Source organism: Streptomyces coryli (genome assembly GCF_011044975.1).
GTDB classification, from domain to species: domain Bacteria; phylum Actinomycetota; class Actinomycetes; order Streptomycetales; family Streptomycetaceae; genus Streptomyces; species Streptomyces coryli.
Genome location: NZ_JAAKZV010000006.1, coordinates 73,900 through 100,545, shown reverse-complemented (window position 1 = coordinate 100,545; position 26,646 = coordinate 73,900). Strand labels below are relative to the sequence as shown.

Here is a 26,646-nt window from a genome sequence, read left to right as displayed (position 1 = left end):
CCGCAGCGGCCGCCCCCCGCCCCTCCGTCGACTGGCGCATCCGCTTCGCGGTGCTCTCGCTGATCTGGGGCTTCAGCTTCCTCCTCATCAAGGTGGGCACCGAGGGCTACGCCCCGCTGCAGGTGACCCTCGGGCGGATGGTCTTCGGCACGGCCGTACTCATGGCGGCGCTTGCCTTCAAGCGCGAGCGCCTCCCGCGGACCCCGAGGCTCTGGGCGCACCTGTCGGTCTCGGCGTTCTTCCTCAACGCCCTCCCGTTCTCCCTCTTCGCCTACGCCGAGCAGACCATCCCGTCGTCGCTGGCCGGCATCTGCAACGCCACCACCCCGCTCTGGGGCATGGCCCTGTCCGTCGTGGCGCTGTCCGAGGACCGCCCGACCCGGCGCAAGGTCGCGGGCCTGGGCATCGGCTTCGCCGGCGTGCTGGTCGTCCTCGGCGCCTGGCAGGGCTTCTCAGGCCACGACCCGGCGGGCGTGCTGATGGCGCTCGGCGCCTCGGCCTCGTACGCGATCGGCTGGCTCTACGTCCGCCGCAACATGGCCGCCACCGGGCACTCCAACCTGGCGCTCTCCGGCGGCCAGCTGCTGCTCGGCACGGTGCAGCTGGTCATCGCGACCGCGGCGTTCACGTCGGTGCCGCACAGCTACCCGATGGTGCCGCTGCTGGCGATCTTCGCCCTGGGCGCGCTGGGCACGGGCGTGGCGTTCCTGCTGCAGTACGGCATCGTCGCCGAGGTCGGGCCGACGACGGGGACGATGGTCACGTACTTCGTGCCGCTGATCGCGACGGTTGCGGGCGTCGCGCTCCTGGGCGAGGCGCTGCACTGGAACACGCCGGTCGGCGCCGCGATCATCCTGGCGGGTGCGGCACTGACACAGCTCAAGGGCAGGGCGCGGCGGACCTAGCCGTTACAGGCGCGACAGACCTGGCCGTTATACGTACCGCCGCTATACGTATCGCCGCCCCGCACCCGGCGTCGCGGCCGCGGCGATCGCGTCCGCCAGCGGCCCGAGCTCGTCGGCGACCAGCGGCGATACGGTCACCCGCACCGCCGGCGGTGACGCCATGCGGAAGCGCGCCCCGGGCGCCACGGCCCAGCCGGCCTGGAGCATCCGGGCCACCGCGGAGGTCTCGTCCGGCACCGGGATCCACACGTTCATCCCGCTGCGGCCGTGCGCCGCGACCCCCCGCTCGGCGAGCGCCGCCAACAGCGGGTCGCGGCGTACGGCGTAGGCGGCGGCGACCGCGGCCGGGTCCACCGAGCCCGTACGCCACAGGTGCACGAGCGCGTCCTGCAGCAGGTGACTCACCCACCCAGGACCGAGCCGCTGCCGCCCGGAGAACCGGTCCAGGCTCACCGGATCGCCGGTGAGCGAGGCGACCCGCAGATCAGGGCCGTACGCCTTGGCCGCCGAGCGCACGAACGCCCAGTGCTCGGTGACTCCCGCCAGCGGATGGAGCGGCAGATCGACGATGCCGTGCCCATGGTCGTCCTCGATCACCAGCACCCGCGGATGCGCGGCCAGCACCTCCCGCAGCTCCGCGGCCCGGGCGGCGCTCACCGCCGCGCCGGTCGGGTTCTGCGCCCGGTCGGTCACCACCAGCGCGCGGGCGCCCGCGCCGAGCGCCCGTTCCACGTCCGCGGGCAGCGGCCCGTCGTCGTCGAGCGCCACCGGCACCGGCTTCAGGCCGAGCGCGGGCACGAGGTCGAGCAGCGAGCCCCAGCCCGGGTCCTCGATCGCGACCGCGTCACCGGGCCGCAGGTGCGCGGCGAGCAGCCGCTCGATGGCATCGAGGGAGCCGGACGCGGCCGCGACCGGCCCGGCCGGAATCCCGTCCGCATCGAAAGCGGCCCGGGCCGCCGCCGCGAAGTCCTCCGCCACCGCCGCGGCCCCGTACATCACCGGCCGCTCCGCCGCCCGTGCGGCTGCTGCCGCCAGGGCATCGGCGAGCGGCGGCAGCAGCGTCGGATCCGGGTTCCCCTTGCCGACGTCCCGTACCCCCGGCGGCGCCTCGACCACCACCTGCTCGCGCGCCGTGGTCTGCGGCCGCGGCCGTACGCGACTGCCCCTCCGCCCCGCCGTCTCGATCACACCCCGCTCCCGCAGCGTGCGATACGCGGCCGCGACCGTATTCGGATTGACGCCCAGCTCGGCCGCCAACTCCCGCATGGGCGGCAGCACTTGACCGGGCTTGAGCGCCCCGGAACCCACCGCCGCCTCGACATCGGCCGCAATGTCTGCTGCGCGCCGCCCGCTGATCCGATACTCTCCTAGCACAAAGAACAGTATGCACTAATACAATGGAGAGCACCAATGAGCAGCAGCGCCGGCTACACGCCGACCGACCGCACCGTCCCCACCCGGGCCCGCGAGCGCGCGTCGTACGACAAGGAACTGGTGCACGCGATCCTCGACGAGGGCTACCTCTGCCACCTCGGCTTCGTCCGCGACGGCGCCCCCGTCGTGCTGCCCACCCTCTACGGCCGCGTCGGCGAGACGCTCTATGTGCACGGCTCCACCGGCTCCCGCCCGCTGCGCGCCGCCGGCCAGGCCGAGGACCCGGGCCTGCCGGTGTGTCTGACCGTCACCCATGTCGACGGCCTGGTGCTGGCCCGCTCCGGCTTCCACCACTCGATCAACTACCGCTCGGTGGTCGTCCACGGCACCGCCCGCCCGGTCATAGGCGACGACGCCCGCCGCGAGGCCGTGGACGCGCTCGTCAACCACGTCCTCCCGGACCGCACCGAGGGCGCCCGCGGCGCCAACGCCAAGGAGCTGGCCGCCACCGCGGTCCTGGCCATCGACCTCAACGAGGTCTCCGCCAAGGTCCGCAGCGGTGGCGTCAACGACGAGCCGGAGGACTACGAGCTCCCGTACTGGGCGGGCGTCATCCCCGTCCGCACCGCGTACGGCACCCCGCAGCCGGATGACCGCCTCGCCCCCGGCACCGAAGTCCCCGCGCACATCACCGACTTCCTCGCCACCCGGAGCTGATCATGCTCATCCACCCCTGGGACGAGCCCCGCGACGACGCCGAATGGCAGCAGTGGCTCGCGGCACGGGACTTCGGCCAGCTGGCGGTGAACGGCCCACCCGGCGAGCCGCCCCTCGTGCAGCCGCTGCACTTCGCGTACGACCCGGAGCGCGGCGAGGTGGTCACCCACATCGCCCGCCCCAACCCCCTCGGCGACGCCCTCGCGGAAGCGCCCGAGGTGCTGCTCAGCGTGGTCGACGACTACGCCTTCATCCCCGGCCCGTGGCAGGCCGCCGAGGACGCCCCGCCGGAGCACGGCGTGCCGACCAGCTTCTACGCGGCCGTCCAACTGCGCTGCACCGCCCGGCTGGTCGACGACGCCGGGGGCAAGGCGGAGCTGCTGCGTCGGCAGGTCGGTCACTTCCAGCCGGATGGCGACCACGCGCCGATCGAGGCCGGCGCCGACCCGTACGGCCGGATGCTCGCCAGGATCCGCGGCATCCGGCTCGAGGTGACCGGGGTGCGCGCGAAGTTCAAGTACGCGTCGCACAAGCCCGAGCCGGTGCGCGAGCGGATCGGGCGGCGGCTGGCGGAGCGCGGCGCTCCGCTCGATGCCGCCGCCCGGGAGCACGTCATGCGCCGGCTCGGGCAGCCGTCACACGGATGACGGCAGCGAGTTCCTGGCCGCGGCGGCCGTCCGTGCCTCCGCGAAGGCCAGGGCGGTGACCGCGGCCAGCAGCAGCACCGTGCCCGCGAGCATGGCCGCGGTCAGCCGCTCCCCCAGCAGCCCGACCGCGATCGCGGCGGCGCTGACCGGCTCGATCAGCATGATCACCGAGACCGTCGTGGAGCGGACGACCGCGGCTCCCGCGAAGTACAGCGCGTAGCCGAGCGCCGTCGGTACGGCCGACACGTACATCAGCAGCACGATCACCCGACCCAGGTCGGCGGCATGCGGCAGCAGCCCCTCGGCCACGGCGAACGGCGTGAGCGCCAGCGCGCCGATCACGAACGACCACAGGGTGGTCTGCAGCGCGTCCGTGCCGCCCGCGCGGCCCATCCGGCGGGTGAGCAGCGTGATCGAGGCGTAGCCCGCGGCCGACAGCAGCGCGAGGAGGATGCCGAGCGGCTTGACGCTCGCCGCGTCGCCGCCGAGGACCAGTACCGCGAGCCCGGCGAGGGCGCAGCCGACGGCCGCGAGGCCGCCGCGGCCGAGGCGTTCGCCCAGGAACAGCCGGGCGCCGAACGCGATGAGGACGGGTCCGGTGCCGAGCGTGACGACGGTGCCCACGGCGAGGCCGGTCACGTCGACGGCGCCGAAGTAGGCGGTCCAGAACAGCGCCATGCCGAGCCCGGTCACGGTCAGCCGCACCGCCCGCCGGCGGCGCGGCTCGTCGGCCGCCGCGGCCGCCCGCTCCTGGCGCTTGCGGGCACCCACCTTCCGTACCGCCAGGAGCAGCGCTAGGCCGCCCAGATAGCGGTAGAAGGACAGGGCGATGGGGCCGAGATCGCTGGAGTCGTAGACCAGGGAGGCGGCCGCGCCGGAGGTGCCCCAGGCGGCACCGGCGACGATCAGATAGAGCAGCCCACGGGCCACGGGCAGGTGGGAAGAGGGTGTTGCAGACACGTTGGTTCTCCGCGCAAGAGGAAGTGGTCGGCTGGTCCCGTGTGCGGGCAGCGGCAACCAGCGCGGGGGCGGTCTGCGCCCCGGCGGCTTCCTGGTGCGGCCCGCCTTACGCGGCGGGGGGCGGGAGAACGAGCGTCAAAGGCATGAGGCCGACCCTACGGCCTGGCCGTGGGCTGCGGCAACGTCTCTTTTTCCGGCCCCTCCGCCCGCGCCCCGGCCACCGGCTCCGCGGCCGGAGCCCGCGGCGTCGCCGACTGCGCGATAAAGGCGCCGGCGAGCACCACCACGCCGCCGAGCATCTGCGGCGCGGACAGGTGCTCATGCAGGAGCACCCACGCGAGCACGGTCGCAACGACCGCCTCCAGATACGCCACCACGCCCGCCACCTGCGGCGACAGCCGTCGCACGGCGGTGACTCCGGCGAGGTAGGCGACGACGGTGGTCACCAGCACGATCCAGGCGGCGAGCAGCCACGCGGGCGTCTGCGTACCGCCCATGTCCGCGCTGCCGCCGAGCAGTGCGAAGTCCATCTGCCAGGGGCGGGCGATGACGGTCAGCACCACGGTGCCGAAGAGCAGCCCGTACGCGATCACGCCGAGCGGATCCGGTGCGTCCTCACCGTCCCCGCCCTGGGCGGACAGCAGGAAGAAGCCGGCCTGGCAGCAGGCCGCGCCCAGCGCGAGCAGCAGCCCGAGCGCATCGAAGCCGAGGCCGGCCCAGATCTCGACGACGCACGCGAGTCCGGCCATGGCGACCACGGCTCCGATCGCGGCGCCCTTGGACACCGGCCGCCGCTGTACGAAGCGGATCCAGGCGAGCACGAACACCGGTCCCAGATACTCGATGAGCAGCGCCACCCCGACCGGGATACGGGAGATGGCGGCAAAGTAGAAGGCCTGCACCCCGGCGACGGCCAGCAGGCCGAAGCCGGCGAGGAGAGCGGGCCGTTCGCGCAGCAGATTGCGGTGCCGCCAGGCCAGCGGCAGCAGCACCAGGGCCGCACCGGCCACGCGCACCCACACCACATGCAGCGGGTCGAGACCCGCCTCGATCAGCGGCTTGGCCGCGACTCCTGACCCACCGAACGCTATTGCCGCTGTGAGCGCGAGACCGAGCCCGGCGCCCCTCCCCTGTGCCATGTGCATGGGCACATCCTGACATCGCCACGACAGGAGTGTCACGCGGGTAGCTCATGACAGACATTCCGGCGACGTACTTGCCCATAGAAAGGGGCAGATATCCGGAAAAGACATACGTCTGGGTGGTGAACCATGAAGCCGAACCGCACCCGCGCCGCCCTCGCCGCACTGGCCGCGACGGGCTTACTGGCGTCCGGATGCGCGCAGACCGCCGGGAGCCGGATGGACGGCCAGGGACAGATGGCCGCCAACGGGACGGACGGCACCCCCTGGTGCGCCACGTCCGACCTCTCGGCCTCGCTCCGGCAGCTCAACCCGGCCGCCGGCAACCGCTACACCGTGCTCGTCCTCACCAACACCTCAGGACACAGCTGCCGTACGCAGGGCTGGCCGGGCCTGCAGCTGGTCGACGCCGACGGCCGGAATCTGCACACGATGGTCATCCGCGACCGCTCCCGCACGCCGAAGCAGCTCACCCTCACGCCGGGCGACTCCGCCTGGAGCGGCCTGCACACCTCGCAAGTCCCGGGCGAGGCCGACCCGGTGGACGGTGGCTGCCGGCCGGAGCCGGAGCGGCTCGAGGTGATCCCGCCGGACAGCCGCACCCGGCTCGAGGTCGCGTGGGTGGCGGGCGAGGTCTGCAACTGCGGCCGGATCGACGCCTGGCCGCTGCGGGAGGGCTGGGGTCCGCGCGACTGAGGCGCGGACCCTATCCAAAAGAGCGAGAGCCGGGGGCGGGTGTTCCTCGCCCCGGCTCTCGGCCGGTCGTTCACGCGTCCCCGTCCTCGTCGGCGAGGATCAGGTACAGCTTCTTGCGCGCCTCGTTGACGACCGCGAGGGCCTTCTCGCGCTGCTCCGGCGTGCCGGTCGTGTAGGCCTGGCGGAACGCTTCCGCGAGGGCCATCCCGGCCTGCCCGATCTCCTGCATGGCCTCCCAGTCGACGCCGCGGCCTGCCGCCTCCCAGGGCGCCTCCGGGGCCTGCTCGGCCTCGGTGCGGCCCGCGTCGGTCAGCGAGAAGAGCTTCTTGCCACCCTCGGTCGCGCTGGTGATCAGGCCCTCGTCCTCGAGCAGCTGCAGCGTCGGGTAGACCGAGCCGGGGCTCGGCTTCCACGCGCCGCCGCTGCGCTCGGCGATCTCCTGGATCATCTCGTAGCCGTGCATCGGCCGATCCTTGAGCAGCGCCAGGATCGACGCCCTGACGTCACCCCTGCGGGCCCGCCCGCGCGGCCCGCCGCGGCCGCGGCCGCCGAAGCCCGGCCCGCCGAAGGGCCCGAAGGGCGGCCCGAAAGGACCGAAGGCCTCGCGCACGTCGCGCCGGAATTCACCACTGCCGAATCCGTGTCCGTGTCCATGTGCTCGCATGGTTCTCTCCTATCACTCAATGTGTTCGTTGATCTGTCGCGTATCACTCGCGATGCCTCAACGATATATCGGTAACGATATGAACGCAAGCACCCCGCCGCATAAGCTCCTGACATGCGGATACGGATCGTCGACGCCTTCACCGACCGGCCCTTCACCGGCAACCCCGCCGGAGTCGTGCTCCTCGACGGCGGCGCCTTCCCGCCCGACTCCTGGATGCAGCGGGTCGCGGCCGAGGTGGGCGCGTCGGAGACCTGCTTCGCGCACCCGCTGGACGACGGGGCCGACTGGGCGCTGCGCTGGTTCACCCCCGCCTGCGAGGTCGACCTCTGCGGCCACGGCACCCTCGCCACGACGCACGTCATCGCGCCGTCCGCCCCGGTCAGCTACCGCACCCGCGGCGGCATCCTGACCGCGATCCCGCGCGCCGACGGCGCGTACACCCTCGACTTCCCCGTCGCCCGGCTCACCCCGGCCCCCGTCCCCGCCGAGGCGAAGGAAGCGATCGGCGCCGAGCCGGTCCGGGCGTACGCATGCCGGGGCGGGATCCGCGACCTGCTGCTGGAGCTGAGCGACGAGCAGGCCGTCCGCTCCGTCGCCCCGGACCTTGCCGCCGTGGCCCGCCTCGCCCCGTACGGCCTCATCGTCACGGCCGCCGCGAAGGACCCGGCCGCCGGCTACGACTTCGTCTCCCGGCTCTTCGACCCCGCTCAGGGCATCGACGAGGACCCGGTCACCGGCAGCGCGCACACCGCGCTCGCCCCACTGTGGTCCGCCCGCCTGGGCCGCGACGAACTGACCGGCCTGCAGGCCTCGGCCCGCTCAGGCCTCGTAGGCACCAAGCTGCGAGGCGAGCGCGTGGAACTCACCGGACGCGCGGTCACGGTCATCGACGGCGAACTGCTCGCGCGCCCTTAGCCCGTCGGCAGCCAGCTCACCTTGCCGGCCAGCAGCGCGTACCCGACGAAGGCCACGATGTCGATCAGGGCATGCGCCGCCACCAGCGGGCCGACCCGCCCCCACCGGCGATAGAGGAGCACGAACAGCACGCCCATCACCGCGTTCCCGATGAACCCGCCGATGCCCTGATACAGGTGATACGAGCCGCGCAGCAGCGAGCTCGCCGCCAGCGCGGCCATCGGCGTCCAGCCCAGCTGCCCGAGCCGGCGCAGCAGATAGCCGACGACGATGACCTCCTCGACCACGGAGTTCTGCACCGCGGAGAGGATCAGCACCGGGATCTTCCACCACACGTCGGGCAGCGACTCCGGCACCACGGTCAGGTTGAACCCGGCGGCCCGCGCCCCGAGATACAGCAGCAGCCCGCTGCCGCCCACCGCCGCCGCGATCGCCGTGCCCCAACCCAGGTCGAAGCGCGGCCTGGTGAGGTCGAAGCCGACCGCCTTCAGACCCCCGGCATGCTCGCGGACCAGCAGATACGCCACCAGCGCGACCGGCACCAGCGCCGTGGTCACACCGAAGAGCTGCCAGGACAGATCAAGCCACGGACGGCCGGGCGCGGCGGAGGTGTTGAGGTTCGCCGACTGGTCCTTCAGCCCGCCCGGTTTCGTCACCGAGCCGATGAAACTGATGAGCGCCGACACCGCGCTGGCACCCAGCGACAACGCCAGCACCAACACCGTCTCGTAGCCGAACAGCCGCCGCTCGCGAGGCTCCACCTGTGTCTCCGCTCCCGTCATCGGCTCGATCTTCACTCCTCGTCCAGGATGCGGACGCCCGTCGGCAAGATTGCCGAAACCCCTCCTCATACGCACCACGCCACCGCTAGGGTCTCGAAAAGAGTTACGAGCCACATGGCTGGAAAGGGCCCGGGGGACGGATTGCATGGGACGTCACAGCATGCCTGACGAGTTCGACGAGTACGGCACCGGGGCGGTGCAGCGCCGCGGCGTGGGGGGCCGCACGATCGCGATCTCCACGGCACTGGTGCTGGCGGTCACCGCCGGCACCGTGGTGGCCGCGCGGAGCGGCATGCTGCCGTTCTTCGGCGGCAACTGCGACGGCGACAGGCTGCGGCTGAACGTGGCCGCTTCCCCGGACATCGCCCCGGTCGCGAAGCAGACCGCCGAGCGCGCCCGCGAGGACAAGATCAAGACCGCCGGCAAGTGCCTGGACATCCGGGTGAAGTCGGAGGCGTCCAGCGACACGGCGGACGAGCTCAGCCGCGGCACCACCCCGGACGTGCAGGTATGGCTGCCGGACTCCACGCTGTGGGTGGACACCGTCGCCGCCTCCCCGAAGGGCGTGCAGGTGGACGGCGTCGGCCAGGTGGCGTCCTCGCCGATAGCCCTGGCGGCGGTGCCGCCGGCGGCCAAGGGCATGGGCTTCCCGAAGAAGACGTACTCCTGGAAGGACCTCGCCAAGACCGCCGGTGGCGGCAAGGAGCTGCGGGTGGGCAGCGCTGACCCGGCGCGCAGTGCGACCGGGCTGCTGGCGCTCACCTACATCACCAAGTCGACGGGCGGCACCAAGGGCGGCGGCACCCTCGCCTCCGGCACCGCGAAGCAGCTCTCCCAGCGCATCCAGCCGGGCGACGAGGAGGTCCTCGCCAGCCTCCCGCACGACTCCACCGCCGCCGAACTCGGCAACCCCAAGCGCAATCAGGCGCTGATCCTCTCCGAACAGGCGGCCTTCAGCCACAACAAGAAGAAGGGGTCCGCGCCGGGCCTCGACCTCTTCTACCCCAAGGACGGCACCGCGGCGCTCGACTACCCGTACACGATCGTCGACGACGAGGGCCAGACCACCGAGCAGAGCCGCGCCGCCAACCGCTTTCTCACCCTCATGGGCGACGCGCAGACCCGCGAGGCCCTGCACGACCACGGCTTCCGCACCACGGACGGCGCCGACGACGTGCAGGTGGCGAAGACGGCGGGCGGCGCCGAGCCGCAGCCGATCACCGAGGACCCGGCGGGCCCGCCGCCGTACCGCAGCGTCCGGCAGGTGCTGAACATGTGGACCATCACGGTCCAGAGCGCCCGCTTCATGACGGTCGTGGACGTGTCCGGGTCGATGACCGCGCCCGTGTCGGGGCGCCCGGGCCAGAACCGGATGGACATCACGAAGGCCGCGCTGATCCAGGGTCTTTCGCAGTTCACCGGCGAGGACGAGGTGGGGATGTGGCGGTTCTCCACCCGCCTGGACGGCGCCAAGGATTACGAGGAGGTCGCCCCGCCGCGCCGGCTGGCCGACGCCACCTCGGGCGGCAAGACCCAGCGCGACCGGCTGACCGCCGCCTACGGCGGCCTGGAACCGGTCCCGAACGGCGCCACCGGGCTGCACGACACCATGCTCGCCGCGTACAAGAAGGCGGTGGAGGGCTACGCGAGCGGCAAGTTCAACGCCGTGGTGCTGCTGACGGACGGCGCGAACGACGACCCGGGCTCCATCTCCGAGGCCGATCTCAAGGACGAGCTGAAGAAGGCCGTCGACCCGCAGCGTCCGGTGATCCCCATCGTGATCGCCATCGGCCCGGAGGCCGACGGCGAGGCGTGCAAGCGCATCGCGCGGGCGGCCGGCGGCGGCTCGTACCAGGTGAACGACCCGGCGGACATCAACACCGTCATCCTCAAGGCCGTGATGGACGCGGGCACGAAGATGAAGGAAGAGGAGTAGCCGCTGCTTCGGGCCGCGGCTAGGCGGGCCAGCTGTGCACCGGCTCCTCGGTGCGGGTCAGCTCGCAGTAGCGGCGGGTGGTCTCGGCCAGCGCCGCCCAGCGGTCCAGGCCGCGGTCCAGCTCCCGGTGGTACGCGGCGGCCTGCCACGAGGCGCCGTTGACCCGCCGCCGGCAGCGCTCCTCGATGACCCCGAGGTAGCGGTCCCGGTCGGCGGCGTCCACGCCCCACGAGTCCAGGCCCGCCGCCGCCATCGGCAGCAGCTCGTCGCGTACGAGCCGGACCACCGGCACCCGCGCCACCCCGCCCAGCCGGCGCCGGCTCGGCCACAGCAGCTCCGCGTCGATGCCGTCCCGGCAGGCCCGGTCGAAGTTGGCGGCGGCGTCGTCGAAGGCCAGCCGGCCCCACACCGGGCGCTGCTCATCGGCGAGGGTGCGCACCAGGCCGTAGTAGAAGGCGGCGTTGGCGATGACGTCGGTGACCGTGGGCCCGGCGGGCAGCACCCGGTTCTCCACCCGCAGGTGCGGCACTCCCCCGGCGACGCCGTAGACGGGGCGGTTCCAGCGGTAGACGGTGCCGTTGTGCAGCACCAGCTCGTCCAGGTCCGGCACCCCGCCCTCGTCGATGACCCGCTGCGGGTCCTGCTCGCCGCAGATCGGCAGCAGCGCCGGGAAGTAGCGCAGGTTCTCCTCGAAGAGGTCGGACGCGTCGGTGATCCAGCGCTCGCCGAACCAGGTCCGCGGTCGCACCCCCTGCGCCCGCAGCTCCGGCGTGCGGGTGTCGGTGGCCTGCAGGAACAGCTCGGGCCGGGACTCGCGCAGCAGCTCCCGGCCGAAGACGAAGGGGGCGTTGGCGCCCAGCGCCACCTGCACGGCGACCGCGCACTGCGCGGCGTTCCACACGTCGGCGAAGCGCGCGGGAGTGACCTGCAGATGCAGCTGCACCGAGGTGCAGGCGGCCTCGGGCGCGATCGACGAGGAGGCGTACTGGAGCCGCTCGATGCCCTCGATGTCGACGAATATCTCCTCGCCGCGGGCGGTCATGATCTGCTCGTTGAGCTGCAGATAACGATCGGCTCCGGTGAGATTCGCATGGACCAGATCCTCACCGGTGAGGGTGGGGAGAATGCCGGTCATGACGATACGGGCGGCGACTTCCTGGGCCTTGCGGTCGGCATATCCGAGGCCGGTCCGCAGTTCCTCGGCGAGCTGATCAAGAACCCGGCCCTGGAGCCGGTGCGGGGCGATATTGACTTCCAGATTGAACTGACCGAGCTCGGTCTGGAAATCGGGACTCGCGATGCGCTCCAGCACCTCGGAGTTCAGCATCAGCGGCATCCCGTCGTCCCCCACGAGATTCAGCTCGATCTCCATGCCCATGAGGTTCTGCGGACGGTCGAAACGCTTCTCCTCCAGCAGCCGCTCCAGCCCGTCCAGGCACTCCCGCAACCGCTGCCGGTAGCGCCGTCGCTCGGCGAGGCCGAACCCGCCGGCCTCCACCTTCTCCCCCATGGGGTGTCCCTCCTCGCGTAGCGGTGGAAGGAATATGCCCAGACGAGCCGATCCATAACGCCGCCTCCGGCGTCCCGCGAACGATAGGCTGACGGCAGCCGTTGCGGCACATTCCAGGGGTCACCGGGCTCTGGCACATTCCGCTGGCATAACGTGGCACCGCACGCACCGCGATCACCCTTGGTGACAATCACCGATTATTTTCGGCCGACCGGGGGACCCGCGAAATGGCAGGCCACACAGCCGCCATCAGCGGTAATCGCTTGAATGCCCGGGTCCGGTCCGGCTCATTTCCGCCTTGCCGGTGACATCGGCGGCCGCTAGACGAAACAACGCGTCAACAAACGTCGTATAAACTTCGCCAACGAGGCAGAGAGTTGGCGCCCCCCTTGGATGCGGACACCCCCTCTGGCCCCGCACGCAGACAGCGCCGTCCGCACCCCGCCCTGCCACGAGTTCTGTCGAGTGAGAGGCGATCCGCCATGCCGCTGCTTGCAACCCCCGCTCCCGCGCCCGCCCTGCGCACCGTCCTTGCGGCACTTGCATCCCCCACGGCCGTACGCAAAGCCACCCCCGCGCTGCGCCGCCACCAGGGATCCGTAACGCCTCAACACCCGCTGCCGCTGCACGTCCTGGACACTTCTGGCGACGGCATCCGGGTGCCCGCCACCCGCCTCGGCGGCTGGCGGTTCCAGATCCGCGGTGACGACGGCGTGGTGGCAGCGGCGGAGGCGATGCTGACGGCCGACGGCTGGGCGTTCTCACACTTCTTCGAGGGCCCGTACGTCACCTCCACCGAACGCGCCCTGCGACAGGCGGAATCGCTGCCCACGCCGCTGCAGCCCCGGCTGCTGTCGATCCCGGGGCTCTATATGCTCACGCTCTGGCTGCACGCCGACACCGCGGCCGACGGCGCCGCCGGCCGGCTCGATCCCGACGACCTGCTGATCCCGCTGGCCCCCGCGCCCTGCGGCTTCGCCGCCCACCGGCCGCACCGCGTCGCCGACTTCATGCCGCTGCTGTCCAACCGGCTGGTGCCGGCCGCCCCGGCCGGGCTGCTGCGTTCTTCCGTGTGAATGGTACCGAGTAACTAGTCCGTATCGGCTGGGTCCGCCCCCCGTCAGGACGGTCCATAGCAGGCAACCGCCCGCACGGGTGATGCGTCTCCAACTTCCGAGACGAGCTGCCGGAAAATCCCTGCGGATCGGCGCTCGTGGGGCAACACTGGAGTCCGACCAGACCGGAACGGGGGGCGGCCACGATGACATCGAGCCGCACGACTGACGAGACGCAGCGAAAGATCCTATCCATGTGCCAGCACAAGCCGAAGTGCCCGTCCGCCGACTCTGCCGACCGGGAGGCGGCGCATCCCGTCGCGCACCACCCGGAGCAGGGCTGGAGCCTGCTGTGCAACGGCGTACTGCTCTTCGAGGACACCGGCGAGCTGCTGCCCGACGGTTCCGTGATCGCGCCGCACCGGCCGCTCGGCACCGAGAGTGTCATCACGGCAGCCTGAACGGCCGGCGCCCTTCAGCGCTCAGTCCTCGTATTCATCCAGCGGCGGGCACGAGCAGACCAGATTGCGGTCGCCGTAGGCGCCGTCGATGCGGCTGACCGGCGGCCAGTACTTGCCGTCGGCGGTCGTCCCGGCCGGGAAGACCGCCTCCTCGCGGCTGTACGGGTGGTCCCACTTGCCGGCCAGGCGGGACGCGGTGTGCGGCGCGTTCCGCAGCGGGTTGTCCGCGGCATCCCACTCCCCGCTGCCGACCTTCTCGATCTCCGCGCGAATCGCGATCATCGCCTCGCAGAAGCGGTCCAGCTCGGCGAGGTCCTCGCTCTCCGTCGGCTCGATCATCAGCGTCCCGGCCACCGGGAACGACATCGTCGGTGCGTGGAAGCCGTAGTCGATCAGCCGCTTGGCGACATCGTCGATGGACACGCCGGTCGCCTTGGTCAGCGGCCGGACGTCGATGATGCACTCGTGCGCCACCAGGCCGCCGGGACCCGTGTAGAGCACCGGGTAGTGCGGCTCGAGCCGCTTGGCGATGTAGTTGGCGCCGAGCACCGCCACCTGGGAGGCGCGGCGCAGGCCCTCGGCGCCCATCAGCCGCACGTACGCCCAGGAGATGGGCAGGATGCCCGCCGAGCCCCAGGGAGCCGCTGAGATGGGGCCCACGCCGGTCTCGGGTCCTGCGGACGGCTGCATCGGGTGGTTCGGGAGATACGGGGCGAGGTGCTCGCGGACGCCGATCGGGCCGACGCCCGGGCCGCCGCCGCCGTGCGGGATGCAGAAGGTCTTGTGCAGGTTCAGGTGCGAGACGTCGGAGCCGAACTTGCCGGGCTTGGCGAGGCCGACGAGGGCGTTGAGGTTCGCGCCGTCGACGTAGACCTGGCCGCCGGCGTCGTGCACGGCCGCGCAGACCTCGGTGATCTGCTCCTCGAACACGCCGTGCGTGGACGGGTAGGTGACCATGAGGACGGAGAGCTGGTCGCCGTGCTGCTCGATCTTGGCGTGCAGGTCGTCGACGTCCACGTCGCCGGACTCGGCGGTCTTCACCACGACGACCTTCATGCCCGCCATCACGGCGCTGGCGGCGTTGGTGCCGTGCGCGGAGGCGGGGATCAGGCAGACGGTGCGCTGGGTGTCGCCGTTGGCGCGGTGGTAGGCGCGGATGGCGAGCAGGCCCGCGAGCTCTCCCTGGGAGCCGGCGTTGGGCTGCAGGGAGACCTTGGCGTAGCCGGTGACCTCGGCGAGCTGGTCCTCGAGCTGGTGGATCAGGTCGAGGTAGCCGGCGGCCTGGTCGGCCGGGGCGAAGGGGTGCAGGGCGCCGAACTCGGGCCAGGTCACCGCCTCCATCTCGGTGGTGGCGTTGAGCTTCATGGTGCACGAGCCGAGCGGGATCATGCCGCGGTCGAGCGCGTAGTCCTTGTCGGCGAGGCTCCGCAGATAGCGCAGCATGGCCGTCTCGGAGCGGTGCGCGTGGAAGACCGGGTGGGTGAGGTACTCGCTGGTGCGCAGCAGGCCGCCCGGGAGGGCGTCGTCCGTGGCGGCGTCCAGCCCGTCCACGTCGCCCTCGACGCCGAACGCGGCCCAGACGGCGGCCAGGTGCTCGCGGGTGGTGGTCTCGTCGCAGGAGACGCCGACGTGGTCGGCGTCGGCCAGGCGCAGATTGACCCCGGCCTTACGGGCCTTGGCGACGACGTCCGCGGCGCGGCCCGGGACCTTGGCCGTAACGGTGTCGAAGAAGGCGTCGCCGGTGAGCTCCACGCCGCCGGCGCGCAGTCCTGCCGCCAGGACGGCGGCGAGGCGGTGGGTGCGGCGGGCGATGGCGGCCAGGCCGTCCGGGCCGTGGTAGACCGCGTACATGCCGGCCATGACGGCGAGCAGCACCTGGGCGGTGCAGATGTTGCTGGTGGCCTTCTCCCGGCGGATGTGCTGCTCGCGGGTCTGCAGCGCGAGGCGGTAGGCCTGCTGGCCGTCGGCGTCCTTCGACACGCCGACGAGGCGGCCGGGGAGGCTGCGGGCGAACTTGTCCCGGACGGACATGTAACCGGCGTGCGGACCGCCGAAGCCCATCGGGACGCCGAAGCGCTGCGTGGTGCCGACGGCGATGTCCGCGCCCAGCTCGCCGGGCGCGGTGAGGAGGGTGAGGGCGAGCAGGTCGGCGGCGACGGTGACGATCGCGCCGAGCTCGTGCGCCCGGTCGATGACGGGCTTCAGGTCCCGTACGACGCCGGAGGCGCCCGGGTACTGCAGCAGCACGCCGAAGACGCCGCGCTCGGCGATCTCCGCCGGGATGCCCTCGCTGAGGTCGGCGACGACGACCTCGACGCCGGTCGGCTCGGCGCGGGTCTCGATGACGGCGACCGTCTGCGGAAGCGTTTCGGCGTCGACGAGGAAGACGCCCTCCTTGACCTTGCCGACGCGGCGGGAGAGCGCCATGGCCTCGGCCGCGGCGGTGCCCTCGTCCAGGAGGGAGGCGCCGGCGGTGGGCAGGCCGGTGAGGTCGGCGACGACGGTCTGGAAGTTGAGGAGGGCCTCGAGGCGGCCCTGGGAGATCTCCGGCTGGTACGGGGTGTAGGCGGTGTACCAGGCCGGGTTCTCCATCACGTTGCGGAGGATGACCGGCGGGGTGAAGGTGCCGTGATAGCCGAGGCCGATCATCGAGGTGAGCACCTCGTTGCGGTCGGCGAGGGCGCGCAGCTCGGCCAGCACCTCGGCCTCGGTGCGGGCGGCGGGGAGCGCGAGGTGCTCGGCGCCCTTGATCACCTCGGGCACGGCGGCGGCGGTGAGCTCGTCGAGGGACCCGTAGCCGACCTGGGCGAGCATCTTCGCCTGGGCGGCGGTGTCCGGCCCGATGTGGCGCTGCTCGAAGGGCGTGCCGCGCTCAAGATCGGTGAGGGGTGTGCGCTTGGCGGTCATCGTGTGAAGGCCTCCTGGTCGCGTGGACCTATGAGGGCACCTAGGGCGGGTACCCGGACGGCCTCCCCCTCTGTCATCACAACCTGAGAGCTTCACCCCTGCCGTGCTCAGGGGCTTTCACCGTCGGTGAGGAAAGGCCTGCGGCCTGCCCTGCTTTCCAGAGTGACCTCGTCCGTGCGGTACGGGTGCCTGAGAGATTCCGGGGAGGATTTGCTCCTTCGGCGCCTCGGGCCCTGGCCGGGTCCGGGGGCTCTCCCGCACGGGGTCGACAGCCACGGCCAGCGTATCAGCGCAGACCCGGTCGGTTCCCCCGAGTGGCCGTTGTGCGCATTTAGGCTTTTGGTAGTTCCAGGCGACCAGCTTCGATCGCGTTGGAGGACCCCGGTGCAGACCGATATCGACCCGCGGAGCCTGATCGGCCGCAAGGCCTTCGACAGCCATGGCACGAAGATCGGCACAGTCGACGAGGTGTACCTCGACGACGCGACCGGGCGGCCGGAGTGGGCGGCCGTGCGGACCGGGCTGTTCCACCGTGACGTGTTCGTGCCGCTGGAGCCGAGCGAGGTGGTGGCCGAGGCGCTGCGGATCCCGTTCGACCGCGACCTGATCAAGGACGCCCCGGACTTCGGCGTCGGCCGCCACCTCTCGCCGGAGCAGGAGCTGCAGCTCTACCACCACTACGGCCTCACCCTCCCGACGGCGGACCCCCGCGCCCGCGGCGCGGACCGCGACTTCGGCCGGCTGGCGGGCGGGGAGAGTTAGTCGGGCACCAGCGGTAGCGGTTCGCCCAGGGTCAGCTCCGGGTCGTCCGCCGCGAAGGTGCGGATCCGGCCCGGCGGGCTGTCGGGGCGCTCGAAGCGGACCGTCACGCGGCCCACACCGCTGCCCTGGACCCAGCCGGGCCCGTACTCCGGGTGGTGCACGTCCAGGCCCGGCAGCCAGCGGCGTACGGGCTCGGGAGCCGGCTCCTCGGCCACGGCCCGCTCCGGCTCCGGCTCGGCGGCGGGCTCCGCCGGCTGCTCCTCCGCCGCGAACTGCGCGAACAGGTCCTCCTGCGTGAAGTCCGCGAGCCCGCTCACGCCCACCCCGAGCAGCCGCACGCCCGCCGTGGTGTCCACGCCCTCCAGCAGCCGCTCCGCCGCCTCCTTGACCACCACCGGGTCGTCCGTGGGCCCCCGGAGCGTCTCCGAGCGGGTCAGGGTGGAGAAGTCGTAGCGGCGCACCTTGAGCACGACCGTACGGCCCGAGCGCCCGGCCTTGCGCAGCCGCTCCACGCAGCGGTCCGCGAGCCGGGCCACCTCCAGGCGCACCCGCAGCCGGTCGGTCAGGTCGGTGTCGAAGGTGTCCTCGACCGAGACCGACTTCGCCTCCCGCTCGGCCACCACCGGGCGGTCGTCGCGCCCCATCGACATGGCATAGACCCCGTGGCCGTGCGAGTCGCCCAGCAGCCGGACCAGCTCGTCCTCGCCCGCCTCGACGATGTGGTCCACGGTCGTGATCCCCGCCCGGCGCAGGGCCTCCGCGGTGGCCGGGCCGATGCCGGGGAGCGTACGCACCGTCATCGGGCCCAGCAGCTCCCGCTCCGTGCCCGGCAGCACCACCACCAGGCCGTCCGGCTTGGCCATCTCGGAGGCGACCTTGGCGAGCATCTTCGAGCCCGCCAGACCCACCGAGCCGGTCAGGCCCGTCACCCGCCGGATGTCCGCGCGCAGCCGCTCCCCCACCTCGCGGGCGGTGCGGGCGTCGGAGGCGCTGCCGCCGGCCTCCAGGTCCACGAAGGCCTCGTCCGAGGAGAGCGGCTCGACCAGCGGCGACAGCTCGCCGAGCAGCGCCATGACCTGCTTGCTGACCCGGTGGTACGCGCTGAAGCGGGGCACCAGGTACGCCGCATTGGGGCACAGGCGGCGGGCCTGGGCCATCGGCATCGCCGAGTGCACGCCGAATTTCCTGGCCTCGTACGACGCCGTGGAGACGACGCCGCGGCCGCCCAGACCACCGACGATCACCGGCTTGCCGCGCAGGCTGGGCTTGGCGGCCTGCTCGACGGCAGCGAAGAACGCGTCCATGTCCAGATGCAGGATCGTGGGTGCGGCCTTCACAGCCCGTAATGCTGCCTTACGCCACTGACAATCGGAGATCTCAGCGGACTCAGCCCGCCCGGTGCCGCCGCCGGGCCAGCTCGTCCGACGGGTTGTCCCCCAGCAGCGTCTCGCCGGTGTCCACCCGCTCCGCGTGCAGCTCCTTCAGCGCGGCCCCGACGTCGCGGGTCACCGCGCCCACCGAGATGCCGAAGATGCCCTGCCCGGCCTGCAGCAGCTCGACCACCTCGTCCGGCGAGGCGCACTCGTAGACCGTGGCGCCGTCGCAGATGAGCGTCATCTGCTTGAGCCGCTCCGCGTCCCCCGCCCGCAGCTGGGCGACGGCGGTGCGGATGCTCTGCAACGAGACGCCGGTGTCCAGCAGCCGCTTGACGATCTTGAGCACGACGATGTCGCGGGCGCCGTAGAGCCGCTGGGTGCCGGAGCCGTACGCCGGCCGCACGCTGGGCTCGACCAGGCCCGTACGCGCCCAGTAGTCGAGCTGCCGGTACGTGATGCCCGCGGCCGCGCAGGCCGTCGGCCCGCGGTAGCCCACGGTCTCCCGGGGCGCTCGCGCGGGCTGTGTCCCCGCTGTCGCATCGGGTGAGGGCCCCTGCCCAGGGCGAATGGGACCAGGCGGAAGGTGCACGGGTCCGCCCGCCCCCGCCGCCATTCCGTCGCCGGTGATTGCCACGCCGACCTCCGCTCCCTGACCTGCCTACATGACGGTAGGCAGTCACTCGGGGTGCGTCAACGAACGCCACACTCGGCACGCCGAGTGATAATCACCCTAAGTGTGGTTTGGCTCGGGCGCGCGCCGGGCACTACTGCTGGTTCGTCCCGAAGTCCTCGGGCGAGATCTGGTCGAGGAACTCGCGGAACTTCTCCACCTCGTCCTCCTGCTCGTCCGGGATGGCGATCCCCGCGTCGTCCAGCACGCCGTCGCTGCCGTAGATCGGCGTACCGGTGCGCAGCGCCAGCGCTATGGCGTCCGAGGGGCGCGCGCTGACCTCGGCGCCGCCGGAGAACACCAGCTCGGCGTAGAACACGCCTTCTCTGAGGTCGGTGATGCGCACTTCCGTAAGTCTCTGCCCGACCGCGTCGAGTACGTCCTTGAACAGGTCGTGGGTGAGTGGGCGTGCGGGGGTCATGCCCTGCTGAGCGAAAGCGATCGCGGTCGCCTCCCCAGGCCCGATCCAGATGGGGAGGTAGCGATCGCCTCCCACTTCACGCAGGAGCACGATCGGCTGGTTCGAGGGCATTTCGACCCGGACACCCACAACGTCGAGCTCGTTCACACAGCAACCCTAGGCCGTGCCCGGCCGGTTTGGGTAGTCGGGCCGGTATCCGGGGCGGTTTCCCTGCTGGCCGCCACCGGCTCCGAGGGCTGCCCGGACCAGGGCTTCGTGCAGCCGGGAGGCCAGCGAGACCAGCTCGTGCGCGGTGTTCTCGGCGCGGGCGCGGGTGCGCGGATTGCGATGCACCTTCAGCGGGGCGACGACCGCCTCGATCAGGCCGGCCTCGCGGTCGGCGGCGGCTTTGACGCCACGCAGGTGACGCGGCTCGAAGCCGAAGCGCCCCAGGTCGGACAGCAGCCGGGCGACGGTGGCGGCCTCGGGGGCGTAGCGGCCGCCGGCGTCCGGGGCGATCAGCCCGTACGACTCCCAGTCCGCCAGCTCGCCGGGGCTGACGTCCGAGGCGGCCAGCAGCCCTGCCCGGTCGAGCGTGACAGGGCCGTCGAGGTCCGCGTCCGCCGCGAGACCGGCGGACAGCTCGTCCGCGTGCGGGCCGGAGGGGCCGGGCAGCCGGGGGGCCTCGCCGCGGTCCTGGGCGTCGAGCTGCTCGCGGATGACCTTCAGCGGCAGGTACTGGTCGCGCTGCATGCGCAGCACCTGGGCCAGCCGGTCCACGTCGGCGCGGGTGAACTTCCGGTACCCGCTCGGCGTGCGCTGCGGCTCCACCAGGCCCTCCGCCTCCAGGAAGCGGATCTTGGAGATGGTGACCTCGGGGAACTCCTCGCGCAGCTCGGCGAGCACGGCCCCGATCGACATCAGCCGGCCGGAGTCCTCAGCGGCCCCCGGCCGGCCGGCGGCGGTATTGCGCATCGCGATTCCCGTGCCGTCGCCCCTTCGAAGCTCAGCCCATCCGGCTGGCGTAGAAGACCAGCCGGAACTTGCCGATCTGGACCTCGTCACCGTTGGCGAGCACTGCCGAATCGATCCGCTCACGGTTGACGTAGGTGCCGTTGAGGCTGCCGACGTCGGCGACCGAGAAGCCGCCGTCCGGGCCCCGGGTGAACTCCACGTGGCGGCGCGAGACCGTCACGTCGTCCAGGAAGATGTCGCTCTGCGGGTGGCGGCCCGCCGTGGTCAGGTCGCCGTCCAGCAGGAAGCGGGCGCCGGAGTTCGGCCCCCGGCGCACGACCAGGAGCGCGGAGCCCATGGGCAGCGCGTCGACCGCGGCCTGCGCCTCGGGCGAGAGCGGCGGCGTGCCCTGCTGCTGCGAGGCCACCTCGGCCTCGTAGGCCTCGATGCCGGAAATAGAGATCGTGGAGGTGGTCTCCGAGGGGCGCTCGGAGGGCTTCAGCGGAGCGCCGCAGTTCGAGCAGAACCTGCTCGCCTCGGCGTTCGTGTGCCCGCACCTGGTGCAAACCGGCAAGGCCATGGACTGAGCCTCCTGCCGCGGATCGGACGCAGCGGCGTTGGTCGCATACGGACCGGAGGCAAACCCTCCACCCGTACTTGAGGTTGATGGTTCCTCGAAACCTATGCGGCCCGACCCCGCAGGGTCAACAGAAGACGCGCCCTGACCACCCGAAATGTCGTTCGCCCCGGAACCGGCGCCCACCTGGTCCCGGAAGAGCGGACGCTCGCCGGACTCGTCGGGGCCGCCGGTAGCGGCGCGGTGCCGTCCCGCGCCCTGCGCGTTCTGGCCCTTCCCGAACAACTTCGCAAACAACTTCACGGGCGATTCCCCTTGACCGAAACAGACCCGCCCGTGGGGCAGGGACTATCTATGAACACACCGGCGTTTTGAGAGCAGCTACGGTCACTGAACGTTCACTGCCGCCCCACAAGTTTCCACTACGCACCATGAGACGCGGCGCCGACCCCCTGTACCGCACGTAATTAAAGAGTCACAGCCTACGACGACGACCGAGCGTAGTCAGGCCGCTTTGCCGCCCGCAAGGCGTCCACGACGACCTTGTCCGGGGCCTGCACACCGACCGTAGCCTGCTCCTTCTCGATCGTCTGCACCACCCCGCCCGGGATCTTCAGAGCCGGTTCCAGATCCTCGGGGCGGCCGATGGCCTTGAAGACGTACGGCTGCTTCAGGCGCTTGCCGTCGGCGGAGACCTTGCCGGCGGTGCCGGAGAAGTAGCTGCCCGCGACGATCCGCACGCCGTTCACCTGGATGGCCTCGGCGCCGGCGGCGCGGAGCTCCTGGACCGCGTCGAGGAGCAGGTCGGGCTTAACGGCGCCGACGGGGTCGCTGACGGTGACCTCGACGCCGGGGCCGGTGGCGGCGACGGTGCCGGCCAGGATGCCGAGCTGGCGCTCCCGGGCCTCGGTCTGCTTACGGGCCTCTTCCTCCTGGTCGGAGCTGGACTTCAGATCGCGGCGCTGGTCCTGCAGCTTGGACTTCTCGTCCTGCAGCCGCTCCTTGCGGTCGTCCAGCTCGTCCAGGATGCGCACCAGGTCCTCCTGGCGGGCGCCGCGCAGGGCGGAGGACTCGCTGGTGGAGCGGACCTGGATGGCTAGGCCCAGGCCGAGGACGAACAGCAGCAGGGCGACGATGACCTGGGCCCGGTTGGCCCGCGGGGGCCAGAGGGCGGCTTTCAGGCGACGCCGGCCGGCCTGGGCGTCCGGGTCGGCTTCCGCGGCGGGGGCCGGGGCCTCGGCGGGCGGCTCCTCCGTCCGCTGCTCGGGCAGCGGGGGGACCGGCTTCGCGTCGTGGCGCGGCTCTGGCTCGGTGGTGTCGTTCGCTGTCATGTGCTCAGGCCCGGAAGACGTGGCGGCGGATGGCGGCCGCGTTGGAGAAGATGCGGATGCCGAGGACGACGACCACGCCGGTGGACAGCTGGGCGCCGACCCCGAGTTTGTCGCCGAGGAAGACGATCAGGGCGGCGACGACCACGTTCGACAGGAACGAGACGACGAAGACCTTGTCGTCGAAGATGCCGTCGAGCATGGCGCGCAGGCCGCCGAAGACGGCGTCGAGCGCCGCCACGACGGCGATGGGGAGATAGGGCTCGACCACCGTCGGCACCACGGGGCGGACGATCAGTCCGACCACCACCCCAACGATGAGACCCAGTACCGCGATCACGACGTGCCCTTCCCCGAGTGTTCCGCCGGCTGCTGTGCCGGTTGTGCGTTGCGTACGGTCAGGCCCTGCGCGCCCGGCAGGCTGACCTCTTCCTGCGGTGAAATGCTGGTTCTGACCCCGTAGTTCTCCTGGAGGACGTAGAGGTACTGGCCGTCCGTGGTGTTCTGGAAGGCGTCCGACAGCTCGGCGCCCTCGCCGATCGCGAGCAGCGTGTACGGCGGCGCGAGCGGCTTGTTGTCGACCAGGATGGCGTCGCCGGCGGCGCGGATGGCGGAGAGCGCGGTGAGCCGCTGGCCGTTGATCGAGACCGCCTCGGCGCCGGCCTCCCACAGGCCGTTGACCACGCGCTGGATGTCGCGGTCGCGGACCCGGCCGGTATCGGAGAAGCCGCCGGACTCGCGCGGGCCGCCGCCCTCGCCGCCGTCGGCGTCCTTGGCGTCGTCCACGACGAGCTTGATGCCGGGGCCGGTCACCGGCGTGGAGCCGGCGAGCAGGCCGGTGGTGCCGGAGCGGCCGTTGCCGTGCGTGTCCAGGGCCTTCGCCCGGCGGGCCTCGACGTCGTCGCCGAGCTCCTCGACGTCGTCGTGCAGCTGGTCGGCCTCGGCCGTCCCGGTCTCGATACGGTCGATGAGCTCCTGCCGCTCCTTGGCGACCACGGGCGCGGAGACGCGCGCCTCGGCGGCGCCGAGGGTGACGACGAGGCCGGCGAGCACGAGGCCCGCGGCCAGCCCCAGGCGGGCGCGCAGCGGGCTGGGTAGCCGGCCGCCGGAGCCGGTCTCTTTCCGGCGGCGGGCGGCGGCCTCCGCGTAACCGTCGTCGAGGCTGTGCTCCACGACGTTGGTGAGCAGCGACATCGAGGCGTCCGGGCGGGGGCGCCTGGACGCACCGTCGCGGGCGGGTCGCTGCTGGGGCATGCCGGACATCGTTGCACGCCACGGGGCCCGTAACCGAACCAGCCCCCGCTTTGCCCGGAATGCCCCAACAGCCCTTGACAGCGCGCCGGTCAGGCGGCGTTGGTGCCCGCCGCGTCGACCACCGCGGTCCACTCGTCCAGCAGCGCCTGCGCGGACGCGTCGTCCGGGCCCTCCGCCCACAGATGGGTGACGGCCTCGGCCGGGTCCGGCAGCACCAGGATCCAGCGGCCGTCGGCCTCCACGACCCGGACGCCGTCGGTGGTGTCGACGGAGCGCTCGCCTGCCGCCTCCACGACCGTGCGCATCACCATGCCCTTGACCGCCCACGGGGTGGCGATGTCGCGGCGCAGCACATGCGCCCGCGGGATGCGGGCGTCGATCTGGCTGAGGGTGAGCTGGGTGCGGGCCACCAGGCCGATCAGCCGGGCGAAGGCGGCGGTGGCGTCGAAGACCGAGGAGAACTCCGGGACGATGAAACCGCCGCGGCCGTCGCCGCCGAAGATGGTGCCGTCCATGCGCGCGACCCGGGTGAGGTCGTCGGGCGATGTGGTCGTCCACTCGACCTGGGTGCCGTGGTAGGCGGCCACCTGTTCGGCGATACGGGTCGTGGTGACCGGCAGCGCCACCCGGCCGCTGCGCCGCTCGGCGGCGACCAGGTCGAGCATGACCAGCAGGGCGCGGTCGTCCTCGATGATCCGGCCCTTCTCGTCCACGAGCGACAGCCGCTCGCCGACCGGGTCGAAGCGGATGCCGAAGTCGGCCCGGGCGGAGGCGACGATCTCACCGAGCCGGACCAGGCCCGCGCGGCGGGTCTCGGCGGTCTCGGTGGGACGGGCCTCGTCGAGGCCCGGGTTGATGGTGAGGGCTTCGACGCCGAGCCGGCCGAGGAGGCTGGGGAGGACCAGGCCCGAGCTGCCGTTCGCGGCGTCGACGACGACCTTCAGGCCGGAGTCGGCGATGCCCGTGGTGTCGACGGCCCGCAGCAGCGAGCCCGTATAGGAGTCGTAGACGCTGGACGGGAAGTGCAGGTCGCCGATCTCGCCGGGGAAGGCGCGGCGGTACTCCTGGCGGGCGTAGACGCGGTCGAGCTTGCGCTGGCCGCCCTGGGAGAGGTCGGCGCCGCGCTCGTCGAGGAACATGATGTCGACGCAGTCCGGCACGCCGGGGGTCGTACGGATCATGATGCCGCCGGCGCTGCCGCGGGCGGTCTGCTGCCGGGCGACGGGGAGCGGGACGTTCTCCAGGTCGCGGACGTCGATGGCGCTGGCCTGGAGGGCGGAGATGACGGCGCGCTTGAGCGCGCGGGCGCCGCGGGAGTGGTCGCGGGCGGTGGTGACCTGGGAGCCCTTCTTCAGCGTGGTGGCATACGCGCCGGCCAGTCTTACCGCGAGCTCCGGGGTGATCTCGACATTGAGGATGCCGGAGACGCCGCGGGCGCCGAAGAGATGGGCCTGGCCGCGGGACTCCCAGATCACCGAGGTGTTGACGAAGGCGCCGGCCTCGATGGTCTTGAAGGGATAGACGCGGACATTGCCCTGGATGATCGATTCCTCGCCGACCAGGCACTCGTCGCCGATGACGGCGCCGTCCTCGATCCGGGCGGCGCGCATGATGTCGGTGTTCTTGCCGATGACGGCGCCGCGGAGGTTGGTCTGGGCGCCGATGAATACGTTGTCGTGCACGACGGTCTTGTGCAGGAAGGCGTCGGCCTTGACCACCACGTTGGAGCCGATGACGGTGTGCTCGCGCATCTCCACGCCGGCCTCGACCTTGGCGTAGTCGCCGATGTAGAGCGGGCCGCGGAGGACGGCGTCGGCGTGCACCTCGGCGCCTTCGGCGACCCAGACGCCCGGGGAGATCTCGAAGCCGTCGATGTCGATGTCGACCTTGCCGTCGAGGACGTCGGCCTGGGCCTTCACGTACGACTCGTGGGTGCCGACATCCTCCCAGTAGCCCTCGGCGACGAAGCCGTAGATCGGCTTGCCCTCCTTCATGAGCTGCGGGAAGACATCGCCGGACCAGTCGACGGAGACGTCCGGGTCGACGTAGTCGAAGACCTCGGGCTCCATGACGTAGATGCCGGTGTTGACGGTGTCGGAGAAGACCTGGCCCCAGGTGGGCTTCTCGAGGAAGCGCTCGACCTTGCCGTCCTCGTCGACGATGGTGATGCCGAACTCCAGCGGGTTGGGGACCCGGGTCAGGCAGACCGTGACGAGGGCGCCCTTCTCCTTGTGGAACTGGATGAGCTCGGTGAGGTCGAAGTCGGTCAGCGCGTCACCTGAGATGACGAGGAAGGCGTCGTCCTTCAGCGCCTCCTCGGCGTTCTTCACGCTGCCGGCGGTGCCCAGTGGGCGCTCCTCATTGGCGTACGTGAGCTCCATGCCGAGCTCCTCGCCGTCGCCGAAGTAGTTCTTCACGAGGGACGCCAGGAACTGGACCGTCACCACCGTCTCGGTGAGTCCGTGCCGCTTCAGGAGCCGTAGGACATGCTCCATGATGGGCCGGTTCACGACCGGCAGCAGCGGCTTGGGCATGGACGAGGTCATGGGGCGAAGCCGCGTGCCTTCGCCTCCGGCCATCACGACGGCCTTCATGCGGAAACGTCCTCCTTAAGGAACAACGCTCGAGCGGCCGCTGGGCGTCGGCCGCGG

The 26,646-nt window shown here is 71.8% G+C and carries 24 protein-coding genes, 1 pseudogene and 1 riboswitch; of the genes and pseudogenes, 9 read left to right on the top strand and 16 right to left on the bottom strand.

What is annotated here, in order from left to right:
• Nucleotides 1–905: DMT family transporter (locus tag G5C51_RS03335; RefSeq protein WP_165231269.1), on the top strand; the 905-nt coding region annotated here is incomplete at its 5' end.
• A gap of 42 nt (nucleotides 906–947) precedes the next feature.
• On the opposite strand, the gene G5C51_RS03330 is transcribed toward G5C51_RS03335, so the two are convergent.
• Nucleotides 948–2,279 carry an aminotransferase class I/II-fold pyridoxal phosphate-dependent enzyme gene (locus G5C51_RS03330; RefSeq protein WP_165231267.1) on the bottom strand — a complete coding sequence of 444 codons (1,332 nt, stop codon included), beginning with the start codon at nucleotides 2,277–2,279 and terminating at the stop codon, nucleotides 948–950.
• Nucleotides 2,280–2,315: 36 nt separating this feature from the next.
• Between G5C51_RS03330 and G5C51_RS03325 the strand changes: the two genes are divergently transcribed.
• Together G5C51_RS03325 and G5C51_RS03320 are read left to right on the top strand one after the other, a co-directional pair.
• Complete coding sequence (locus G5C51_RS03325) at nucleotides 2,316–2,996, top strand: pyridoxamine 5'-phosphate oxidase family protein (protein ID WP_165231265.1); 681 nt, start codon at nucleotides 2,316–2,318, stop codon at nucleotides 2,994–2,996.
• Nucleotides 2,997–2,998: 2 nt separating this feature from the next.
• Complete coding sequence (locus tag G5C51_RS03320; protein ID WP_165231263.1) at nucleotides 2,999–3,643, top strand: FMN-binding negative transcriptional regulator; 645 nt, start codon at nucleotides 2,999–3,001, stop codon at nucleotides 3,641–3,643.
• Here G5C51_RS03320 and G5C51_RS03315 read toward each other — a convergent pair.
• Both G5C51_RS03315 and G5C51_RS03310 read right to left on the bottom strand, forming a co-directional pair.
• On the bottom strand, nucleotides 3,632–4,603 hold the full coding sequence (locus tag G5C51_RS03315) for an EamA family transporter (RefSeq protein ID WP_165231261.1): 972 nt from the start codon (nucleotides 4,601–4,603) through the stop codon (nucleotides 3,632–3,634). The genes G5C51_RS03320 and G5C51_RS03315 overlap by 12 nt on opposite strands.
• Nucleotides 4,604–4,758: 155 nt before the next feature.
• Entirely contained in the window at nucleotides 4,759–5,748 is a 990-nt protein-coding gene (locus G5C51_RS03310) for an EamA family transporter (protein WP_165231259.1), read from the bottom strand.
• 126 nt (nucleotides 5,749–5,874) lie between these two features.
• On the opposite strand from G5C51_RS03310, the gene G5C51_RS03305 reads away from it, so the two are divergent.
• Nucleotides 5,875–6,441: a DUF4232 domain-containing protein gene (locus tag G5C51_RS03305; RefSeq protein ID WP_165231257.1), complete on the top strand. Its 567-nt coding sequence runs from the start codon at nucleotides 5,875–5,877 to the stop codon at nucleotides 6,439–6,441.
• A 70-nt stretch (nucleotides 6,442–6,511) separates the two neighbouring features.
• Here the strand turns inward: G5C51_RS03305 and G5C51_RS03300 are convergent, their stop codons facing one another.
• Nucleotides 6,512–7,105, bottom strand: coding sequence for a PadR family transcriptional regulator (locus tag G5C51_RS03300; protein WP_165231255.1), 594 nt, complete (start codon nucleotides 7,103–7,105; stop codon nucleotides 6,512–6,514).
• 114 nt (nucleotides 7,106–7,219) lie between these two features.
• Here G5C51_RS03300 and G5C51_RS03295 point away from each other — a divergent pair, with 114 nt between their 5' ends.
• Nucleotides 7,220–8,023, top strand: a complete 804-nt coding sequence (locus tag G5C51_RS03295) for a PhzF family phenazine biosynthesis protein (RefSeq protein ID WP_165231252.1) — start codon at nucleotides 7,220–7,222, stop codon at nucleotides 8,021–8,023.
• Here the strand turns inward: G5C51_RS03295 and G5C51_RS03290 are convergent.
• On the bottom strand, nucleotides 8,020–8,805 hold the full coding sequence (locus G5C51_RS03290; protein ID WP_206313352.1) for a CPBP family intramembrane glutamic endopeptidase: 786 nt from the start codon (nucleotides 8,803–8,805) through the stop codon (nucleotides 8,020–8,022). The genes G5C51_RS03295 and G5C51_RS03290 overlap by 4 nt on opposite strands.
• Before the next feature lie 160 nt (nucleotides 8,806–8,965).
• Here G5C51_RS03290 and G5C51_RS03285 point away from each other — a divergent pair, with 160 nt between their 5' ends.
• Nucleotides 8,966–10,741, top strand: coding sequence for a substrate-binding and VWA domain-containing protein (locus tag G5C51_RS03285; RefSeq protein ID WP_240929348.1), 1,776 nt, complete (start codon nucleotides 8,966–8,968; stop codon nucleotides 10,739–10,741).
• Between the two features lie 19 nt (nucleotides 10,742–10,760).
• Here G5C51_RS03285 and G5C51_RS03280 read toward each other — a convergent pair whose 3' ends face one another.
• Nucleotides 10,761–12,251: a glutamate-cysteine ligase family protein gene (locus tag G5C51_RS03280; protein WP_165231246.1), complete on the bottom strand. Its 1,491-nt coding sequence runs from the start codon at nucleotides 12,249–12,251 to the stop codon at nucleotides 10,761–10,763.
• Nucleotides 12,252–12,733: 482 nt separating this feature from the next.
• Between G5C51_RS03280 and G5C51_RS03275 the strand changes: the two genes are divergently transcribed.
• Complete coding sequence (locus G5C51_RS03275; protein WP_165231243.1) at nucleotides 12,734–13,327, top strand: hypothetical protein; 594 nt, start codon at nucleotides 12,734–12,736, stop codon at nucleotides 13,325–13,327.
• A 233-nt stretch (nucleotides 13,328–13,560) separates the two neighbouring features.
• Nucleotides 13,561–13,767, top strand: a complete 207-nt coding sequence (locus G5C51_RS03270) for a DUF5999 family protein (protein WP_165231240.1) — start codon at nucleotides 13,561–13,563, stop codon at nucleotides 13,765–13,767.
• Between the two features lie 21 nt (nucleotides 13,768–13,788).
• Here G5C51_RS03270 and gcvP read toward each other — a convergent pair whose 3' ends face one another.
• A complete protein-coding gene (gene gcvP, locus G5C51_RS03265) occupies nucleotides 13,789–16,674 on the bottom strand; it encodes an aminomethyl-transferring glycine dehydrogenase (RefSeq protein WP_165231237.1) in 2,886 nt (961 codons plus the stop codon).
• Between the two features lie 167 nt (nucleotides 16,675–16,841).
• Nucleotides 16,842–16,942, bottom strand: a riboswitch (glycine riboswitch).
• Nucleotides 16,943–17,058: 116 nt separating this feature from the next.
• Between gcvP and G5C51_RS03260 the strand changes: the two genes are divergently transcribed.
• Nucleotides 17,059–17,436, top strand: a complete 378-nt coding sequence (locus G5C51_RS03260) for a PRC-barrel domain-containing protein (RefSeq protein WP_165231234.1) — start codon at nucleotides 17,059–17,061, stop codon at nucleotides 17,434–17,436.
• Here G5C51_RS03260 and G5C51_RS03255 read toward each other — a convergent pair.
• From G5C51_RS03255 to G5C51_RS03215, 9 genes and pseudogenes are all read right to left on the bottom strand, one after another.
• Nucleotides 17,436–18,773, bottom strand: a pseudogene (locus tag G5C51_RS03255) (DNA polymerase IV); the annotation flags it as partial. The gene G5C51_RS03260 and the pseudogene G5C51_RS03255 overlap by 1 nt on opposite strands.
• Before the next feature lie 49 nt (nucleotides 18,774–18,822).
• Entirely contained in the window at nucleotides 18,823–19,425 is a 603-nt protein-coding gene (locus G5C51_RS03250) for a helix-turn-helix domain-containing protein (protein WP_165231280.1), read from the bottom strand.
• A gap of 151 nt (nucleotides 19,426–19,576) precedes the next feature.
• A complete protein-coding gene (locus G5C51_RS03245; protein WP_165231228.1) occupies nucleotides 19,577–20,050 on the bottom strand; it encodes a bifunctional nuclease domain-containing protein in 474 nt (157 codons plus the stop codon).
• A 9-nt stretch (nucleotides 20,051–20,059) separates the two neighbouring features.
• A complete protein-coding gene (gene ftsR, locus G5C51_RS03240) occupies nucleotides 20,060–20,857 on the bottom strand; it encodes a transcriptional regulator FtsR (RefSeq protein WP_165231225.1) in 798 nt (265 codons plus the stop codon).
• Nucleotides 20,858–20,888: 31 nt separating this feature from the next.
• Nucleotides 20,889–21,758 carry an FHA domain-containing protein gene (locus G5C51_RS42805; protein ID WP_240929353.1) on the bottom strand — a complete coding sequence of 290 codons (870 nt, stop codon included), beginning with the start codon at nucleotides 21,756–21,758 and terminating at the stop codon, nucleotides 20,889–20,891.
• 137 nt (nucleotides 21,759–21,895) lie between these two features.
• A complete protein-coding gene (locus tag G5C51_RS03230; protein ID WP_165231219.1) occupies nucleotides 21,896–22,744 on the bottom strand; it encodes a DUF881 domain-containing protein in 849 nt (282 codons plus the stop codon).
• A gap of 4 nt (nucleotides 22,745–22,748) precedes the next feature.
• The gene (locus tag G5C51_RS03225; RefSeq protein WP_165231216.1) at nucleotides 22,749–23,081 is read right to left on the bottom strand and encodes a DUF1290 domain-containing protein; all 333 of its coding nucleotides are present in this window, start codon (nucleotides 23,079–23,081) and stop codon (nucleotides 22,749–22,751) included.
• The gene (locus tag G5C51_RS03220) at nucleotides 23,078–24,004 is read right to left on the bottom strand and encodes a DUF881 domain-containing protein (RefSeq protein WP_165231213.1); all 927 of its coding nucleotides are present in this window, start codon (nucleotides 24,002–24,004) and stop codon (nucleotides 23,078–23,080) included. The genes G5C51_RS03225 and G5C51_RS03220 overlap by 4 nt, the downstream gene beginning before the upstream one ends.
• An 80-nt stretch (nucleotides 24,005–24,084) precedes the next feature.
• Complete coding sequence (locus G5C51_RS03215; protein ID WP_165231210.1) at nucleotides 24,085–26,589, bottom strand: mannose-1-phosphate guanyltransferase; 2,505 nt, start codon at nucleotides 26,587–26,589, stop codon at nucleotides 24,085–24,087.
• Nucleotides 26,590–26,646: the final 57 nt, after the last annotated feature.